The sequence below is a fragment of the Mesorhizobium sp. 2RAF45 genome (genome assembly GCF_052115225.1).
Classification (GTDB): Bacteria; Pseudomonadota; Alphaproteobacteria; order Rhizobiales; family Rhizobiaceae; genus Mesorhizobium; species Mesorhizobium jarvisii.
Genome location: NZ_JBFRGG010000003.1, coordinates 217,555 through 234,916 on the forward strand (window position 1 = coordinate 217,555; position 17,362 = coordinate 234,916).

Annotated in this window: 19 protein-coding genes, 1 tRNA gene and 1 pseudogene; 14 read left to right on the top strand and 7 right to left on the bottom strand. The window is 63.0% G+C overall.

What is annotated here, in order from left to right:
- Positions 1–73: 73 nt before the first annotated feature.
- A complete protein-coding gene (locus AB4Z43_RS10445) occupies positions 74–1,114 on the bottom strand; it encodes an ABC transporter substrate-binding protein (protein ID WP_441937314.1) in 1,041 nt (346 codons plus the stop codon).
- Between the two features lie 216 nt (positions 1,115–1,330).
- Between AB4Z43_RS10445 and AB4Z43_RS10450 the strand changes: the two genes are divergently transcribed.
- From AB4Z43_RS10450 to AB4Z43_RS10475, 6 genes and pseudogenes are all read left to right on the top strand, one after another.
- Complete coding sequence (locus tag AB4Z43_RS10450; protein WP_019862416.1) at positions 1,331–2,032, top strand: GntR family transcriptional regulator; 702 nt, start codon at positions 1,331–1,333, stop codon at positions 2,030–2,032.
- A gap of 265 nt (positions 2,033–2,297) precedes the next feature.
- Positions 2,298–2,828 carry a dihydrofolate reductase family protein gene (locus tag AB4Z43_RS10455; protein ID WP_441937317.1) on the top strand — a complete coding sequence of 177 codons (531 nt, stop codon included), beginning with the start codon at positions 2,298–2,300 and terminating at the stop codon, positions 2,826–2,828.
- A gap of 286 nt (positions 2,829–3,114) precedes the next feature.
- Complete coding sequence (locus tag AB4Z43_RS10460) at positions 3,115–3,672, top strand: helix-turn-helix domain-containing protein (protein WP_441937319.1); 558 nt, start codon at positions 3,115–3,117, stop codon at positions 3,670–3,672.
- A gap of 13 nt (positions 3,673–3,685) precedes the next feature.
- A complete protein-coding gene (locus tag AB4Z43_RS10465) occupies positions 3,686–4,210 on the top strand; it encodes a GNAT family N-acetyltransferase (protein ID WP_064985289.1) in 525 nt (174 codons plus the stop codon).
- Positions 4,211–4,214: 4 nt separating this feature from the next.
- A complete protein-coding gene (locus AB4Z43_RS10470; RefSeq protein WP_148307433.1) occupies positions 4,215–4,469 on the top strand; it encodes a DMT family transporter in 255 nt (84 codons plus the stop codon).
- A gap of 11 nt (positions 4,470–4,480) precedes the next feature.
- Positions 4,481–4,549 (top strand): annotated as a pseudogene (locus tag AB4Z43_RS10475) (hypothetical protein); the annotation flags it as partial.
- Positions 4,550–4,750: 201 nt separating this feature from the next.
- Here the strand turns inward: AB4Z43_RS10475 and AB4Z43_RS10480 are convergent.
- A tRNA-Arg gene (locus AB4Z43_RS10480) sits at positions 4,751–4,827 on the bottom strand.
- Positions 4,828–5,103: 276 nt separating this feature from the next.
- Positions 5,104–6,591: an ATP-binding protein gene (locus AB4Z43_RS10485; RefSeq protein WP_441937321.1), complete on the bottom strand. Its 1,488-nt coding sequence runs from the start codon at positions 6,589–6,591 to the stop codon at positions 5,104–5,106.
- A gap of 280 nt (positions 6,592–6,871) precedes the next feature.
- Between AB4Z43_RS10485 and rpmH the strand changes: the two genes are divergently transcribed.
- The 4 genes from rpmH to AB4Z43_RS10505 all read left to right on the top strand — a co-directional run bounded on the left by rpmH (position 6,872) and on the right by AB4Z43_RS10505 (position 9,926).
- Complete coding sequence (rpmH, locus tag AB4Z43_RS10490; protein WP_008833937.1) at positions 6,872–7,006, top strand: 50S ribosomal protein L34; 135 nt, start codon at positions 6,872–6,874, stop codon at positions 7,004–7,006.
- Positions 7,007–7,020: 14 nt separating this feature from the next.
- Positions 7,021–7,374, top strand: a complete 354-nt coding sequence (gene rnpA / locus AB4Z43_RS10495; protein WP_064985287.1) for a ribonuclease P protein component — start codon at positions 7,021–7,023, stop codon at positions 7,372–7,374.
- A 14-nt stretch (positions 7,375–7,388) separates the two neighbouring features.
- A complete protein-coding gene (gene yidC, locus AB4Z43_RS10500) occupies positions 7,389–9,200 on the top strand; it encodes a membrane protein insertase YidC (RefSeq protein ID WP_019862425.1) in 1,812 nt (603 codons plus the stop codon).
- A gap of 165 nt (positions 9,201–9,365) precedes the next feature.
- Entirely contained in the window at positions 9,366–9,926 is a 561-nt protein-coding gene (locus AB4Z43_RS10505) for a fasciclin domain-containing protein (protein ID WP_441937323.1), read from the top strand.
- A gap of 204 nt (positions 9,927–10,130) precedes the next feature.
- Here the strand turns inward: AB4Z43_RS10505 and AB4Z43_RS10510 are convergent, their stop codons facing one another.
- The 3 genes from AB4Z43_RS10510 to AB4Z43_RS10520 are packed head-to-tail and all read right to left on the bottom strand — an operon-like array spanning position 10,131 to position 13,289.
- A complete protein-coding gene (locus AB4Z43_RS10510) occupies positions 10,131–11,678 on the bottom strand; it encodes a DHA2 family efflux MFS transporter permease subunit (protein WP_038651159.1) in 1,548 nt (515 codons plus the stop codon).
- On the bottom strand, positions 11,675–12,976 hold the full coding sequence (locus AB4Z43_RS10515; protein WP_441937324.1) for an HlyD family secretion protein: 1,302 nt from the start codon (positions 12,974–12,976) through the stop codon (positions 11,675–11,677). Before AB4Z43_RS10515 ends, AB4Z43_RS10510 begins: the two co-directional genes overlap by 4 nt.
- Entirely contained in the window at positions 12,969–13,289 is a 321-nt protein-coding gene (locus tag AB4Z43_RS10520; RefSeq protein ID WP_441937325.1) for a hypothetical protein, read from the bottom strand. Before AB4Z43_RS10520 ends, AB4Z43_RS10515 begins: the two co-directional genes overlap by 8 nt.
- Positions 13,290–13,467: 178 nt before the next feature.
- Here AB4Z43_RS10520 and AB4Z43_RS10525 point away from each other — a divergent pair, with 178 nt between their 5' ends.
- From AB4Z43_RS10525 to yihA, 3 genes are all read left to right on the top strand, one after another.
- Positions 13,468–13,782, top strand: a complete 315-nt coding sequence (locus AB4Z43_RS10525; protein ID WP_019862430.1) for a hypothetical protein — start codon at positions 13,468–13,470, stop codon at positions 13,780–13,782.
- 120 nt (positions 13,783–13,902) lie between these two features.
- Entirely contained in the window at positions 13,903–14,541 is a 639-nt protein-coding gene (locus AB4Z43_RS10530; protein ID WP_019862431.1) for a CatB-related O-acetyltransferase, read from the top strand.
- Positions 14,538–15,197, top strand: a complete 660-nt coding sequence (yihA, locus tag AB4Z43_RS10535; protein WP_019862432.1) for a ribosome biogenesis GTP-binding protein YihA/YsxC — start codon at positions 14,538–14,540, stop codon at positions 15,195–15,197. The genes AB4Z43_RS10530 and yihA overlap by 4 nt, the downstream gene beginning before the upstream one ends.
- 96 nt (positions 15,198–15,293) lie before the next feature.
- Here the strand turns inward: yihA and AB4Z43_RS10540 are convergent, their stop codons facing one another.
- On the bottom strand, positions 15,294–16,028 hold the full coding sequence (locus tag AB4Z43_RS10540) for a TetR/AcrR family transcriptional regulator (RefSeq protein WP_019862434.1): 735 nt from the start codon (positions 16,026–16,028) through the stop codon (positions 15,294–15,296).
- Between the two features lie 128 nt (positions 16,029–16,156).
- On the opposite strand from AB4Z43_RS10540, the gene AB4Z43_RS10545 reads away from it, so the two are divergent.
- Positions 16,157–17,344: an HlyD family secretion protein gene (locus tag AB4Z43_RS10545; RefSeq protein WP_064985282.1), complete on the top strand. Its 1,188-nt coding sequence runs from the start codon at positions 16,157–16,159 to the stop codon at positions 17,342–17,344.
- Positions 17,345–17,362 lie beyond the last annotated feature (18 nt).

Here is a 17,362-nt window from a genome sequence, read left to right on the forward strand (position 1 = left end):
CGGCGAAGAGGAGGGCGGGGCGAAGCAGCCTTTGCGGCTTGCGCCGCCCTGCCGTGAAGTGTCTTCCGGGCAGCTATTGCTGGATCAGATTGTTTAACTTCTCGGTCGCCTCGACCAGCGTGTCGCGCCAGAACTCGGCATCCTGCAGCACCTGCTTCTTGACGTTTTCGGGCGCCGAGTTGATGTCCTTGATCCGCTCGGGCGGGATCTTGCCGGTCTCGAAGGCCTTTTCGTTCACCGGCCCATTGTCGACATAGAGCGGCAGGTTGGCCTGCAATTGCGGGCTCACGAACATCGCCAGCGCCTTCATCGCCGCTTCCTTGTTCTTGGCGCCCTTGGGGATGACCATGCAGTCGGCGGTCAGCACGCCCTGGTCGAACGAGAAGCTGACCGGTGCGCCTTCCTTCTTCAGCGTGCCGGCGCGGCCGTTCCAGATGCTCGCCATGTCGACCTCGCCGTCCTTGACCAGCTGCATGGCCTGTGCGCCTGATGTCCACCAGGCGTCGACATGGCCGCGGATCTTGTCGACCGATTTCAAGGCGCCGTCGATGTCGACTGGATAGACCTTGTCGATCGGCAGGCCGGAGGCGAGAGCGGCGACGCTCAGCGTCTCGGTCGCCTGGCTGCTGGAGAGCGCGCGCCGCCCCGGGAATTTTTCCACGTTCCAGAAATCGGCCCAGGTCTTGGGGCCTTTGTCGCCGAACACATCGGTCCGGTAGATCAGCACGACGGAGGTGTAGGAAATGCCGACCCAGTCGTCATGGACCAGCTTCGGGTTGATGCCGCTCTTGTCGATCAAGCCGTAATCGAGCTTCTCGAACAGCCCTTCCTTCGAGCCGCGCGCGCATTCGTCGGCGCCAAGCTCGGTGATGTCCCACTTCACCGCGTTGCCGGTCACCTGCAGCCGCACGTCGTCGAGGCCGTTGGTGGTGTCCTGCTTGATGGTGATGCCGAGCGCTTTGGCGGTCGGATCGAAGAACGCCTTGGTCTGCGCCTCCTGATAGGTGCCGCCCCACGAGGCGACAGTGATCGTATCGGCGGCAAAGGCGGGCGCCGCTGCCGATGCCATGAGGCCCGCGACCGCGGCAATCCCAAGGCTATTGATGGTTTTCATGTCGGTTCTCCAGCCGGTGTTCCCATTTGTTTTGATTTAGCATGCGATTTTGTATACAATCTTGAGTGTAGCCTAGGGATCGACGATGTCAACACCGTCCGAATCTGGCTGACAGGCACGATGCAGGCGGGCGTGAGCAGCGCCGTCAAGGCGTGGCAAATCGCGCCGACTGCGAATAGAGATAGGCAAATATCGATTGCCGGTGGGGACGGATCTTTGAGCAAGCAACCCAAAAACACACTGCGCGACTCGGTCTACACGTCGCTGAAGGCGATGATCGTGACCGGCCAGATTCCGCCCGGCTCGCGCGTCACCGAGAGCGACATAGCCGCAAAACTTAATGTCAGCCGCACGCCGGTGCGCGAAGCCTTCAACCGCCTCGAGCGCGACGGCCTGGTCACCGGCCGGCCGCGCCAGGGCTATGTCGTCACAGAGTTCGACATCAACATGTTCCGCGAGGCCTTCGCCATCCGCGAACTGCTCGACGGCCATGCGACCGAACTGGCCGCGGCCGCCGCGACCGACAAGGACAAAGCGCGGCTGCGCGCCATGCTGGCCGAATGCGAGCGGTTGGCCGCCATTCCGGACCGCACCACAAAGGAAAAATTCCAGGAGCTGGAGGTCGGCATCGACCTGCACCGCGTCATCGCCGAGATCAGCGGCAATGCCATGCTGCACGGCATGCTGTGCGGCATCCTCGACAAGTGCCAGCACTATGTCTGGACCGAACTCTTGTGGCTCGACGAATGGAAGATCGCCCGCGACGAGCATGCGGAGATCGTCGAAGCGATCTGCGCCGGCGATGCCACCCGGGCCGGCGCCCTGGCCCGCGCCCATGTGCGCGGCTCACGCGAAAACGTGCTGCGCCTGCTGCAGGCAAAGTCGGACTACCAGAGCTTTCTCGCCAAGGCGTCCTGAGGAGACCAAAGCGCGAAGCATGAATCCGTTCAGGCGCGGCGCGCTTTAGCGGACGCCTGGACCCACGCTCGCGTGGCCTGACAGCTTTCCATCGCCCGCCAGAAGGCGTCGCGTTCGCTGAGCCGGGCCATGTAGGTTTGCTCGACCTCGCCGAGCGCGACCCCGCCAAAAACCAATTGCGATCCAAAATCAGTCGATCTAGCCTATAACCGATTGCATAACACAATCGGAACCGCGCGGACGTGCCGGTGAGGAAGGAAGGGGTATGGCCAAGCTCGTGTTCGGAATGAACCAGTCCCTGGACGGCTATGTCGACCATATGGGATTTGCGCCAGGCCCCACGCTCTTCCGCCACTTCATCGAGGAGGCTCAGGCGCAGGCGGGCAGTGTCTATGGCCGCCGGATGTATGAAATCATGCGGTACTGGGACGACGATCATCCCGAATGGAGTGCGGACGAACGCGCCTTCGCGGCGGCGTGGCGGAACCAGCCGAAATGGGTCGTCTCGCGCTCGTTGAAGTCGCTTGGTCCCAACGCCAGGCTCGTCGGGGATGATCTCGAGGGCGCGATGCGGGAGTTGAAGGCCGACCGCGATGGGGAGATCGAAGTTGCCGGCCCGAACCTGGCGCAAACCCTCACCGAACTTGGCCTGATCGATGAGTATCGGATCTACTTGCATCCCGTCGTGCTTGGGCACGGCAAGCCCTATTTTGCCGGACCCCGGCCACCGCTGCGCCTTATGACCCACGATCGGATCGGCGAGGATGTGATCAGGTTGACCTACGTTCCTGTATAAGCTCGCGGCCCGTCGAATGAAATCGCCGCTGAAGTCCGGTCTTGGGTTGGGCCCACCGGGCTAAGATGATCACTTGTCTACGCTATCGCCTCCAGGTCCTCCTTCTTGCAGATGGCCCAGGCTTCGAGCCGCCGGCTATGCGCTATGGCGCGTCGCTTCCGGCTCCTCGAGACATTCACCGCCGCTTCCAGCGTTCCCAGAAACTGCCTTTAGGGCCGTGCGACAGACATGTTTACGATCAGGTCTCGCGCTTGCAATTTCCCTGACTTGGGATATTTTCCCACATATGGACACAGCGTCTCGCCACGTTAAAGCCTTGGCCGACCATCTTCGTCTGCTTCGAGCAGATCGTGGGCTTACCCTTCAGGAGCTCGCGGCAAACAGCGGGGTCAGTCGGGCGACGCTGTCGCGGATCGAGAATGGCGAAGTCAGCCCCACAGCGGAAACGCTTGGTCGTCTGGCGTCGGCTTTCGCATTGCCGCTTTCCCAGCTTCTGGTGCCGCTCGAGCCGGACTTTCCCCCGCTTGTCCACCACGCTGACCAAAGCATATGGTCGGATCAGGAGAAGGGCTTCACTCGTCGTGCTCTTTCGCCGCCCAGCGGACAGCTGAAGCTCGAAATGATCGAGTGCGAGATCGCGCCCAACCAGCGCATCGTCTACGATCGGCCCGCTCTTCCGGGGCACGAACACCACCTCGTGCTTTTGGCAGGTGCGCTTGTTTTGATCGTCGATGGCGTTAGGCACGACCTGCGTCCCGGTGACTGCCTGCGCTATCGGCTGCGTGGCGCCTCTTCCTTTGAGACCGGCGAACAATCGGCCCGCTACATTATCGCCATGGCTTAAGGAACCGCCATACATGGAAATGCAGATCATTGAACTCGACGGTCTCGCCATCGAAAAAAGGCTGGGCGAGCTTTCCAGGGTTCTCGCGGACAGCGTAGCCGATGGCGCGGCTATCAGCTTCATGGCGCCCATGCCCTACGAGGACGCGGCTCGGTTCTGGTCGGGCGATGTTCGGCGTGAGGTCGCTGCAGGACGCAGAGTGCTTTTCGGCGCGGAGCGGGACGGCGAGATCGTCGGAACCGTCCAGCTTCTCACCGCCATGCCGCCCAACCAGCCGCATCGCTGCGAGATCGCAAAGATGATCGTCCATCCGCAGGCACGCAGGCTCGGCATCGGGCGAGCCCTGATGAATGAAGCGCTGGATCGCGCGCGTGAACTGGGGAAAACCCTCGTAACCCTCGACACGCGAACCGGGGACGCCGCGGAGCCGTTATACGCTTCCGTCGGCTTCGAGGTGGCTGGTGTGATCCCCGACTTCGCCTGGGACCCGGACGGCAAGGCGCTGCACGCGACGACCTACATGTTCAGGCGGATATAGCCGGGTGCCAGCGGGTCTGATTCTCGCCGGCATGAGCGCGGTGATCGGCGGAATGCTGGTTGCCGCGCAAGGTCCGATTTGCGCGCGTCTGTCCGAGGAACTGAACCGCGATTCGCTTGCCGCGGTCTTTTTGGCCTTCTTGATAGCCACCGTCGCGGCCCGTCTGCTGGTGGTCAGGCTCGGCAGTTGGCGCTCGATCCGTACCCGCCCTGACCTCGATGCCTCACGGTCTACGATCACTTTGGGGCGTTCGGACTAACCGAAAGGCCTTTCGGCATGGGGCGTCTGATCGGATTGATGCTCGTTGTGATCGGAGTGCTCGTCAGGGCAAGGGCATAACGAACGACGGCTTCTCGACACGCCCGTGACGTCCCTCGCGCGCTCCTCATGCCGCCGGCAGAGAGGGCTTGAAACCTCGTTTCCGGATCGTCGCCACGATTTATCATCCGCCTCGGTGTGACACCTGTGCGACAGATCGACTCTCGCGTGGCTTCCGACGGGGCCACTCGATCCGAATACCCAACGACATGGATGAGTTTTTGGCGCGCCCGAAGAGATTCGAACTCCTGACCCCCAGATTCGTAGTCTGGTGCTCTATCCAGCTGAGCTACGGGCGCGCATCAGGCCATGTTTTCAACGGCCCTGCGATCCGATCCCAAGGACCGGCCGCGAATGTGTGCAGTTCCCTAACGACTGAATTTGGGAAAAGCAAGCCGATCCGGCAAAAGTTTTGTCGTGGGTGTGTCATCCGGTGACGACGGCCCCGATCTCAGGGCTTTGAAGCTGCCGCGAAGCCAGTCTGATTCAGGCCGAGTGGGGAAAAGTCGCGGCGAAGATCATCGAAAGCGTCAGACTTGAAGGGCAGAAGCCTCGGGAAAACAGCGCCGAGCCCGTCACGCCGGGCGGCGCAGGCTGCCGCGGGCCTGGTCGAGCCGCACCGGCTGGTCGGGGATGGTGACGGCGAAAGTGGTGCGCCCGCCAATCGATTCGACCAGTTCCACCGAGCCGCCATGCGCCCTGATCAGTTCATGGGCGATCGCCAGGCCAAGGCCAGTGCCGCCGCTGCGCGCCGAGCCGCGGAACGCCGCGAACAGGTTTTCGCGCGCCTTCGGCGGCAGGCCGGGGCCGGTGTCGGTGACGGCGATGCGGCTGACGCTGCCCATGCGCTCCGCCGAGACGGCGAGCCGCCGCACCACGGCGCTCTCGGTGTCGGCCGCCATCGCCTGCACCGAGTTGCGGCAAAGATTGGTGAGCACCCTAAACAGCTGGTCGGAATCGGCGTCCACCTCGAAAGCCGCCTCGACGGCGTTGATGAACTCGATGCCTTCCTCGATGTCGAGCAGGCCGTGCACGTCCTCGACCAGCTGGCGCAGCCGCACCCGGCGGCGCGAAGGCGGCGGCTCCTGCGTGCGGCCATAGTGAAGCACGCCTTCGGAATAGGAGACGGCCCGGTCGAGCGCGCGCAAAAGCTTCGGCGCGAAGGCCTGCACGGTCGGGTCCTTGACCAGGCGCAGGCGGTCCGAAATCAGCTGCGCTGAGGCCAGGATGTTGCGCATGTCGTGGTTGATCTTCGAGACAGCCAGGCCGAGATCGGCAAGGTGTTTCTGCTCCGAAAGCATCTTTTGCAGCCGCTCCTGCATCTGCGACAGTTCGCGTTCGGCAACGCCGATCTCATCGGAGCGGGCGGCGGGATGGATGATGCGGCCAGGGTCGTCGGGCGCTTCGGAGAAGGACAGCATCGAGCGCGTCATGGTGCGGATCGGCCCGATCATGATCAGGTCGATCGCGGCATAGACCAGCATGGCGGTGAACAGCGAGATCAGCAGCGAGACGAAGGCGACGTTGCGTGAATAGATGAGCATGGCCTTGCGCAGCGAGTAATCCGGCATGATCAGCTCGAATTCCTTGTCGCTGTCGCCGACCGGTCCGAAGACGCGCAGCATCCGGTCGCCGCCGAAGAACAGCGTGTCGAGAGCGCCTGTCATGCCTTTGATCATGCCGACGCTGGCGAGGTCGATATGCTCGTCGACCTGCGGCGGCATGTCTGCCACCACCAGAAGCCGCGAGACGCCGCCGTCGCGCACCGCGATCGCCTTGGCGCCGATCGCCATCAGCACGTCATTCTGGGCCGTCCGCGACAGCGAGGTCGACTCGCCCTGCACCAGCACGATCGACACGGCCGCCGCCGTGCTCAGCCGTTCCTTGAGCCAGCTCAGCCGGTAGCTGGCGATCCAGGGCAGGAAGATGAGCACTTCGGCCAGAAGCACGAAAACGATGGTCAGCAGCAGCAGTTTCGTCGACAGGCCGCGTGACAGGGGTACCGTGCGGACGGCGGCGGGCGCCGTTCCGTTCCCTTCCCCCGCTTGGCTGGTTTCGCTCATGCGACTCTGTCTTCACGATCACTTGATCGGCCAAGATTAGGCGATTACGGCATTTTTGCCAATTTCATCCTTTGGCCGGAACATTAAATTACCGTCATGAAGCCGGCGTCCGCGCCGCGCCGACGCCGGATTGACTTCCAAAACCCTTCTTTCTATAAGCCCGCTCACGCTCGGGCCACTCGTCCCGGCGCGGTTTCGATCGCGCCAAAGCCGGCCCGGCAAAGCTCCTGTTACAGAGTGACAGAATCAAGAAGGGCCGCACCCCGCGGTATTAAAACAAATGAAGCGTACCTACCAACCGTCCAAACTCGTCCGCAAACGCCGGCACGGTTTCCGTGCCCGCATGGCCACCAAGGGTGGTCGTGGAGTCGTCGCAGCTCGCCGCAACCGCGGCCGCAAGCGGCTCAGCGCCTAAGCGAGACGATATCGTTGCCCGCAACCGGCAAGCCAGTGGGGCAAAATCCCAAGCGGCTTCTGAAACGCGCGGAATTCCTGGCCGTCCGTCGTGGTGAAAAGCGACGCGGACGGTTTTTCCTCGTCGAGGTCCTCGACCGCGGCGATGGCCGGGTACCGCGCGTCGGCTACACCGTCACCAAGAAGGTCGGCAACGCTGTTGTGCGCAACCGCGTCAGGCGGCGGCTTAAAGAGGCCGTCCGCGTCCATGCCGCAGATGACATGGTGCCCGGCAATGATTATGTCATCGTCGGGCGCGACGATGCGCTGCGCGCCCCTTTCGGCCAGTTGAAGGCTGAACTTTCCCGCCGACTTCGCGGAACACGATAGGCCAAAGGCTCTCGATGGAAAACAACCGGAACTTCTTCATCACCATCGCGCTGTCGGTGCTGATCCTGACTTTGTGGCAGGTTTTCTACATGAACCCGCGCGTGGAGCAGCAGCGCGAGGCCGCCAAGATCGAGCAGCAGCGGGTGGAAGAGCAGAAGAAGGCGGCCGAGGCCGCCAATCCGGGTGCTGGAACGCCGGCTCCGGCGCCGGGCACCATTCCCAACGCGCCCGGCGGTGACACCGTCACCGCTGCTGGCCGCGATCAGGCGCTGGCCGCTTCCAAGCGCGTCAAGATCGACACGCCGAGCCTCGAGGGCTCGATCAACCTGACTGGCGCGCGCCTCGACGACCTCAAGCTCAAGCACTACACCGAGACCGTCGACAAGAATTCGCCCGAGATCGAACTGCTCAACCCGCAGGCGCTGCCCACCGGCTATTTCGCCGAGATCGGCTTCGTCGGCAACGACAAGACGGGTACGGTACCGGGTGCCGAAACGGTGTGGAATGTCGAGGGCAACCCGACGCTGACCCCATCGACGCCGGTGACGCTCACCTACACCAACGACAAGGGCCTGACCTTCAAGCGCATCTTCTCCGTCGACGCCAATTACATGTTCACGGTGTCGGACACGGTGCAGAATTCCGGCTCGAGCGCGGTTTCGCTGTTCAATTACGGCCGCGTCACGCGCTACGACAAGCCCGCCGTTGCCAGCACCTATGTGCTGCACGAAGGTCTGATCGGCGTTACCGGCACCGAGGGCCTGGCCGAGTACAAATACGCCAAGATCGAATCCGACAAGCAGATTACGCCCGGCAAGTCGACCGATGGCTGGCTCGGCATCACCGACAAATACTGGGCCGTCACGCTGGTGCCGACCGAAAAGCAGCCTTTCCAGCCGCGCTACGCCTTTTTCGAGGACGGCCGGCACCGCTACCAGTCCGACTTCCTGACCGATGCCATCAATGTCGAGGCCGGCCAGTCCGCGACGGTGGAGACTGAGATCTTCGCCGGCGCCAAGGAAGTCGCCAAGATCAACGCCTACGAGGCGGACCGTCATATTCGTCAGTTCAATCTGCTGATCGACTGGGGCTGGTTCTATTTCATCACCAAGCCGATGTTCTGGCTGATCGACACGCTCTACAAATTCTTCGGCAATTTCGGCCTGGCGATCCTCGCCACCACCGTTATCGTCAAGGCCATCTTCTTCCCGCTCGCCAACAAGTCCTACGCGTCGATGGCGAACATGAAGAAGGTGCAGCCCAAGATGCTGGAGATCCGCGAGAAATACGCGGACGACAAGATGAAGCAGCAGCAGGCGATGATGGAGCTGTACAAGACCGAGAAGATCAATCCGCTTGCCGGCTGCTGGCCGGTGGCGCTGCAGATCCCGGTCTTCTTCTCGCTCTACAAGGTGCTCTACATCACCATCGAGATGCGGCACGCGCCGTTCTTCGGCTGGATCCAGGATCTGGCCGCGCCCGATCCGACGTCGCTGTTCAACCTGTTCGGCCTGATCCCGGTGACGTTGCCGCACATGCTGATGATCGGCGTGTGGCCGCTGATCATGGGCGTCACCATGTTCCTGCAGATGCGCATGAACCCGACGCCGCCGGATCCGACGCAGGCCGCGATCTTCACCTGGATGCCTGTTATCTTCACCTTCATGATGGCGGGCTTCCCGGCCGGCCTGGTCATCTACTGGGCCTGGAACAACACGCTGTCGATCCTGCAGCAGGGTGTGATCATGAAGCGCCAGGGCGCCAAGATCGAGCTATGGGACAATCTGATGGCCCTGTTCAAAAAGAAACCGTCACCGGCGGAATAGAAGCTCTCTCTTCGCGAAAGCCCGGTTCGTCCGGGCTTTTTCTTTGGGTGGATATCCGTTCACGTTCCCGTGATCGGCGAAACTGCGAGCGGTCGCGGAGCGTGACTGCGTGTGCATTTCCAAAGGCTATCAATTCCGATCAGCCCTCACCCGGAGGAAGACCACATGCGCTTGCCGTCATTCAAGATCATCGCCATTTCCGCTCTCGTCGCCGGCGTGGCGATTGCCGCCCCCGCCTACGCCAAGAACCCCAATGTCGGTGGGGCGCCGATGTACACCACCAAGAACATCGTCGAGAACGCCGTGAATTCGAAGGACCACACCACGCTCGTCGCCGCCGTCAAGGCCGCCGGGCTGGTGGACACGCTGCAGGGTGCCGGCCCGTTCACCGTCTTCGCACCGACCAACGAGGCCTTCGCGGCACTGCCGGCCGGCACGGTCGACACGCTGCTCAAGCCCGAGAACAAGGACAAGCTCACCAAGGTCCTGACCGCGCATGTCGTGGCTGGCAAGATCTCGGGCGCCGAGATGATGAAGCAGGCCAAGGCGATGGGCGGCAAATACGAGATGAAGACCGTCTCGGGCGACACGCTCACCGCCGAGGTCAAGAAGGGCAAGCTCTTCATCATGGATGAGTCCGGCGGCGAGGCGAAGGTGACCATCGCCGACGTCAACCAGTCGAACGGCGTCATCCATGTCGTCAATAAGGTGCTGTTGCCGAAGTAACGGCTTCCGGTGAAAGGGGCAGTGGCAGGTCGTTGGGGCTTTCTTGGCCTGCCATCCCCGCCTCGTGACGAGGTGCCAAGTTTCTTGGGGAAGTCGTTCTCGGCGAGGCCGGGGTCCTGTAGTCCCTCACAGGGCCCCGCTTTCCTTATACGTACCGTGAAGACGCTTGGCTTCAGCGATCGAACTTCGACCGCTTCCAGCCCATCATTCCATCACGGCACTATGGTCGACCTTTGCCGGCGTGCCTGGCTTGCGCAGCAAGAGTACCAGCGGGATGGCGGCCAGCGACAGGATCATCATCAGCTTGAAGTCGTCTATATAGCTGATAACGGTCGCCTGCAGCGTTACCACGCCGTCCAGTGCTGCGCGACCGGCGGCGGTGTAGGGGTTCATCGCCTGCGCGATCGCCGGATTGCCGAATGCCTGGTTGAAGGGCGTCACATAGGTGGCGATGTTGGCATGGTTGATCTGCACGTTCTGCGTCAGCAGCGCGGTGACCACCGAGATGCCGACGCTGGAGCCGATATTTCGCGACAAATTGTAAAGCCCGGTGCCTTCCGCCCGCCGTTCCGGCGCCAGCGTGGCGAAGGTGATGGTGGTCAGCGGCACGAACAGGAAGCCGAGCCCCGCACCCTGGATGAAGCCGGTGCTGATGATCGTCCATTGCGAGACATCGGGCGTCCAGCCGGTCATGTCGTACATCGCCCAGGCGGTGATCGCGAGGCCGATGAACAGCAGCCAGCGTGTGTCCACCTTGCCGACCAGCCTGCCGACCAGGAACATGCACGCCATCGTGCCGAGGCCGCGCGGGCCCATGACGATGCCGGCCGTCACCACCGGATAGCCCATCAGCGTCTGTAGATAGGGTGTCATCAGCGCCAGCGAGGCGAGATAGGTGATGCCGACGATGAAGATGAAGATCATGCCGACGGCGAAATTCCGGTCCAGGAACAGCCGCGGGTTCACGAAGGTGTTCTTGGCGGTGAAGGTGTGGACGAGGAAGATGTAGAAGGCCGACGCGCAGATCAGCGCCTCGACGATGATCTCGGATGAGGAGAACCAGTTGAGCTGCTCGCCGCGGTCGAGAAACATTTGCAGCGCCGCGATGGTGATGCTGAGCATGCCGAAACCCAGCCAGTCGAGCTTTGCCTTGATGTCCAGCTTGGTTTCCAGCACGAACAGCGATACGCCGGCGAAAGCCAGCGCTCCGATCGGCACGTTGATGTAGAACACCCAGCGCCAGGAGACGTTCTCGGTCAGCCAGCCGCCGATGACCGGGCCCAACACCGGCCCGACCATCACCGACACGCCGAACAGCGCCATCGCCGAGCCCCGCTCCTCCACGCTGTAGATGTCGAGCAGGATGCTCTGCGACAGCGGCACCAGTGCGGCGCCGAACAGGCCCTGCAGCAGGCGGAAGCCGACGATCTGCGGCAGCGACTGCGCGAAGCCGCACAGCACCGAGGCGACCACGAAGCCGGTGATCGAGGTCAACAGGATGCGCTTGCGGCCGAAGCGGTTGGCAAGGTAGCCCGAAGGCGGCGTCATGACGGCGGCCGCGACGATATAGGAGGTCAGCACCCAATTGATCTGATCGGCGCTGGCCGAAACGCTGCCCTGTATGTAGGGCAGCGCCACATTGGCGATGGTCGTGTCCAGCGCCTGCATGATGACCGCCAGGATCACGCAAGCCGTGATGGCGCCGCGATTGGCGACCACCGGTGTGGCACCTGCCGCGGTCGCGCTGGTCATGATTTTTGTCCGAACCGGTCGATGAGGTTGGTGACGAAGTCCGGCAGGCCGCGCGCATGGCCGGTCTCGACGTCGACCACCACGCTCATGCCGCCGCGCAGCGGCGGATTGCCCTTGGTGTCGTCGACCGTCACGCGCATTGGGATGCGCTGCACGACCTTGACCCAGTTGCCGGTGGTGTTCTGCGCCGGCAGCAGTGAGAAGCTCGACGACGAGGCCGGGCTGATCGAGGCAACCGTGCCGTGCCAGACGGCGCCTGGATAGGTGTCGACACTGATCGTCGCCGTCTGTCCCGGCCGCACATAGGTCAGTTCGGTTTCCTTCGGCTCCGCCTCGATCCACAGATCCGTCGACGAAACCAGGCTGAAGGCCGGTTGCGAGGCCGGCAGATATTTGCCGACCTGAAGCGCATCGACATTGGTGACGACACCGTCGAACGGCGCCTTGACCACGGAATCGGCGAGGTCGCGCTGCGCATCGTCGACGCCCGACTGGGCCTGCAGGTAGAACGGGTTCTTTTCCACCGGCTGGTTTGCGTCGCCGCCCAGCTGGGCAAGCGTGGCCTGCGCCTGCGCCTTGGCGACGGCCACTTTCTGGCGCGCCGCGACGAGGTCGTGCTGGGCGCTATCGAAAGACGCCTTGGAGGCGGTGGAGGTCTTGAGAAGGTCCTGCTGCCGCTGGAAGGCGGCCTCGTAATAGGGAATGTCGGCCTGCGCCTGTTCGATCTGCGACAGCGACTGCTGGTAGCTCGCCTGCAGGGTCAGCACCTGGTTGCGCACCGTCCCGAGCTGGGCCTGGGCGGCGGCAAGAGCGGTTTCGAAGGAGGCCGGCCGCAGGCGGAACAGCACGTCGCCCCTCTTCACCACCTGGTTCTCGTGCACGTCAATCTCCTGCACGGTGCCGGAGACGTCGGTGGACACACCGAGCGACTGGGCCTGGATGTAGGCATTGTCGGTCGTCATCACCTGGCCGCCGGTCACGTAGTAATAGCCGCCTACGGCGAGCGCGATGGGAAGCAAGGCAAACAGCACCGGCCGCTTCAGACTGCGCTTCGGCTTGGCCGGGGCAGCAGCGGGAGGGGCAACGGCGATAGGAGCCGGCTGCGGCTGCGGCTCCTTGGTCGGCGCCTCGAGTGCCGCCGGCTGCGGCGCAACCGGCGCTTCCAGCTCGTCATTGTCGATGACGACATTGGCACGCCTCTGTTCGCGCTCGCTGTCCAGCCGGATGATCTGGTCGCCGGGGCGACCCGTGGCGGGGTCGTTTTCGGCAGGCTTCTTGGGGGATGTTGATTCAGCCATGGACTTTCTCCCGGTCGCCGGCTGGCTGGGTGCGAGCCGCGAGCAGATTGGATTTGATAAAGTTTGGGGTTTGCAGCCGATGCTGCCGTGTTTCAGGAGAAGGGCCGGCGAAGGCCTCGTCTCGCGTTCTCCGGCCGTTGCCGCGCATGATCTCGAGCAGCCGGTGGACCAGCGGGGCCAGGTAAGGCAGCCAGGCCAGCACCTGCGATTGGGGACGGCTCAGCCCCGACGCCCGCAAACGCTGCTCGAACCGCGTTCGAAGCAGGCGCGCGACGTTGTGCAGCACGAAGCTGATATGGGGCGAGGAGGACATGGGAAGAGATCAGGATCTACGGACAAGTTTTCGTGAGCATGCTTATTATCATCATGCACATAATCCCGCTGGACGGCGCGTGCAAGACGGACTAAGCCGCGGTGGCCAAAAATCGCATGGGCCACGACACGGAAGAGGCGCCCCTGCGGCGCGAATTTTTCCGGCAAGGATTTCGACGATGAACTGGATCAGGATCGCAGCCGTGACGGCTCTCGTCGGGTGTCCCGGCATCGCGGTTGCAAAGGAGGCGGTGAGCTGCGGCGGCGCCGCCATGCTGGGTGGCGCGCAGCTGAACTGCAGCCACGTCGAACCCGCGGCACCGCCGCAATTCTGCACGTTTAGCTGGGCTCTCCACACCATGGCGGGCGACCAGAAGGTCGTCGAAGGCACGTTCCTGCTGCCGCCAGGTGCGGCCAACGTCACCGTCTACCAGGGCAGCGGTTTCGACAGCGCGCTGTCCAATCCGATCGTGATCTGCCGCGGCGACAAATGAGCCTGGCACGCACGGAAGACTCGCACCCCGGCCGATTGGTGCTATAGGGCGGATCACGTTATTTTGACCAGGCGCCTCCGGTTCGGATGCGCCTGTCTGCCAATTCCCGGACGACCCGACATGGACGGACCCAACCCCGACATCAAGCACCCGATCCCGATGCACACGCGCGTCGGCTTCCTGAAGCCGCTGGTGACGGAGCCGAACATCGAGATCGGCGACTTCACCTATTATGACGACCCGGACGGACCGGACAAATTCGCGCAGAAATGCGTGCTGCACCACTATCCCTTCATCGGCGACAAGCTCATCATCGGCAAGTTCTGCGCCATCGCCGAAGGCGCGCGCTTCATCATGAACGGCGCCAACCACGCAATGTCCGGCTTTTCCACCTATCCGTTCAACATTTTCGGCCATGGCTGGGAAAAAGGCTTTGACCCGGCGACATGGTCGAAGGAGGTGCGCGGCGACACGGTGGTCGGCAGCGATGTCTGGATCGGCATGGAGGCGGTTATCCTGCCCGGCGTGGAAATCGGCCATGGCGCCATCATCGCCGCCAAATCCGTGGTGACGCATGATGTGCCGCCCTATGCCATTGTCGCCGGCAACGCCGCCAAGGTGGTGAAGATGCGTTTCGACGACAGGACGATCAGGCGGTTGCTGGCACTGGCATGGTGGCATTGGCCCGTGGACAAGATCGGCCGCAACCTCGATGCCATCAGGGGCGCCGATATCTCTCTTCTGGAGGCAGCAGCTTGAACGCTCTGAACAGCACTGTGATCACCACCGACCTGTTCACGCGCGGGTGGATCTTCATCCGCGGCGTGCCGGCCATGAAGTTCCTGCCGCCGGAAGGGCCGCCGGAAATCGCCTTTGCCGGCCGCTCCAATGTCGGCAAATCGTCGCTGATCAACGCCCTGGTCAACCAGAAGGGGCTGGCGCGCACCTCCAACACGCCGGGGCGCACGCAGGAATTGAATTATTTCGTGCCGGACGGATTTTCCGGCGAGGGCGCTGACCTGCCGCCGATGGCGCTGGTCGACATGCCGGGCTACGGCTACGCCACCGCGCCCAAGGAGAAAGTCGACGAGTGGACCAAGCTGGTCTTCGACTATCTCAAGGGCCGGGTCACGCTGAAGCGGGTCTATGTGCTGATCGACGCCCGCCATGGCATCAAGGCCAAGGACGACGAGGTGCTGTCGCTGCTCGACAAGGCGGCGGTGTCCTACCAGATCGTGCTGACCAAGACCGACAAGATCAAGGTCGCCGGCGTGCCGCGGCTGATCGAGGAGACGCTGCAAAAGATCAAGAAACGGCCGGCGGCGTTTCCGTTCGTCCTGGCGACGTCATCGGAAAAGGGCGAGGGGCTGGAGGAATTGCAGGCCGCCATCGTGCTTGCCGCCAATGGCGGCTAGAGCAATTCCAGGAAAAGTGTGAGCGGTTTTCCCTTGGGAATTGCGTCAAACTAAGAGTTAGAGTGGTTCGCCGTTTCCATGAAACGGTGAAACGCTCTAGGCCTTTGCCTCCAGCGCAATCATCTGGTGGCTTTCTTCCTCCGCGAGCCGTTCGGTGCCATAGTTCTTCAGGAACATGCCGACGCCCGACCTGACGATGTGGTCGATCTCTTCGTCGCTCGGAGCCTTGGTGCGGTAGGCGAAGATGCACTGCCGGAAGAGGCCGGCCAGGCACAGTTCGGTAAACTGGTAGGCGGCAAGATCGACATCGTCGATCTTGAGCAGGCCGCGTTCGATGGCGGCATTGAGAAACTCCACCACCTTGTCATGGCCGCGTTTGGGGCCGCGTTCGTAAAACCGCGCGCCCATGTCGGGGATCCTGTCGGAGGCGCCGATCACCGTGCGTTGCGCCTGGATGACCCTGGCCGAGGTGATCTTCATCGACAGCACCTTGCCGAACTTCACCAGGGTCTGGCGCAGATCGTCGGCGCGGTCGAGCATGTCGTACATATTCTTGAAGATGGTGCCGCGCTCTTCCTCGATCAGCGCTTCGAACAGCTCTTCCTTGTTGGCGAAGTAGACATAGATGGTGCCCTTCGAAACGCCGGCCTCGCGCGTGATGTCGTTCATCGAGGCGGCCTCGAAGCCCTTGTCTATGAAGACTCGGCGGGCGCCGTCGATGATCTGGCTGCGCTTGGCCGGATCCTGTCCGGCCGCCGGGCGGCCGCGGCGCAGGCTTTCCAGCAGGTCGTTGCAGTTGTCGGTTTCGACGTCAGGCGTTGTCTCGGCCATAAAAGTCACACCTCGAAAATAATTCGAACCAACCGGTTCGATTGCCCCTTGATATGGTCCTCTTTTCACGCTATGTCAACGGCCGGATCGAACCGAACGGTTCAGTATTATTACTTTAGAGAGATGTCATGTCCTCGAACGCGCCCAACACAGCCGAAGTCCGCCCCTTCCCCAACGCCAAGGTCGCTCCGGCGACGGAAGCACCGGAGATTCCCGTCCTGCCCGTGGCACCGCCGCCGGCGGCCGAAGCTCCAGCCAAGAAGAAGCGCTCGGTGCGTTCCTTCCTGTTGCCGATCATCGGCCTTGCCCTCCTGAGCGGTGGCGCCTGGTACGGTTATGACTACTGGACCACGGGCCGTTTCATGATCTCGACCGACGATGCCTATGTCCAGGCCGACATGGCGTTCGTTTCGCCCAAGATCTCCGGCTATGTCGATCAGGTCAAGGTCAGCGAGAACCAGCTGGTCAAGGCCGGCGACCCGCTGCTGACGATCGACGATGGCGACTACAAGATCGCCGTTGCCCAGGCCGAAGCGCAGATCGCCACATTGTCCAAGACGCTCGACCGCATCGACGCGCAGACCAAGGCGGCGCAGGCCTCCCTGCAGCAGGCGCAGGCGCAGAAGGTCGCCGACCAGGCCGCGGCCGACAACGCCGCCCGTGCCCAGCAGCGCGCCGCGCAACTGGTCAAGACGCATGTCGGCACGCAGGCGCAACTGGACGATGCCCAGACTGCGCTCGACCAGGCCAATGCCGCGTTGGTTGGCGCCGATGCGCAGATCGCCGCTGCACAGGCCAATATCGGCGTGTTCGAGGCGCAGCGCGCCGAGTCGGCGAGCACGCTCGCTTCGCTGCAGCTCAGCCGCGACAAGGCCGCGCGCGACCTGTCCTTCACCGTGCTCAAGGCGCCTTATGAAGGCGTCGTCGGCAACCGCTCGGTCGAGCAGGGCGATCTTGTCAGCCCCGGCCAGAAGCTCGCCGTCGTCGTGCCGTTGGACAAGCTCTACATCGTCGCCAACTTCAAGGAGACGCAGCTTGCCCGGCTGGTTCCGGGCGAAAAGGTCAACATCTCGGTCGACGCCATCGACGGCCATCCCATCCAGGGAACCGTCTCGTCGCTCGCTCCGGCTTCAGGCGCGGTCTTCTCGCTCCTGCCGCCGGAAAACGCCACCGGCAACTTCACCAAGGTTGTGCAGCGCGTCCCGGTCCGCATCGACGTGCCGGCCGATGCCCTGAAGACCGGCAAGCTGCGTGCTGGCCTCAGCGTTGTCGTCAACGTTGACAGCCGCACCGCACCTGCCGCGACGACCAACTAAGCGCTTTCGGAGGGTGGC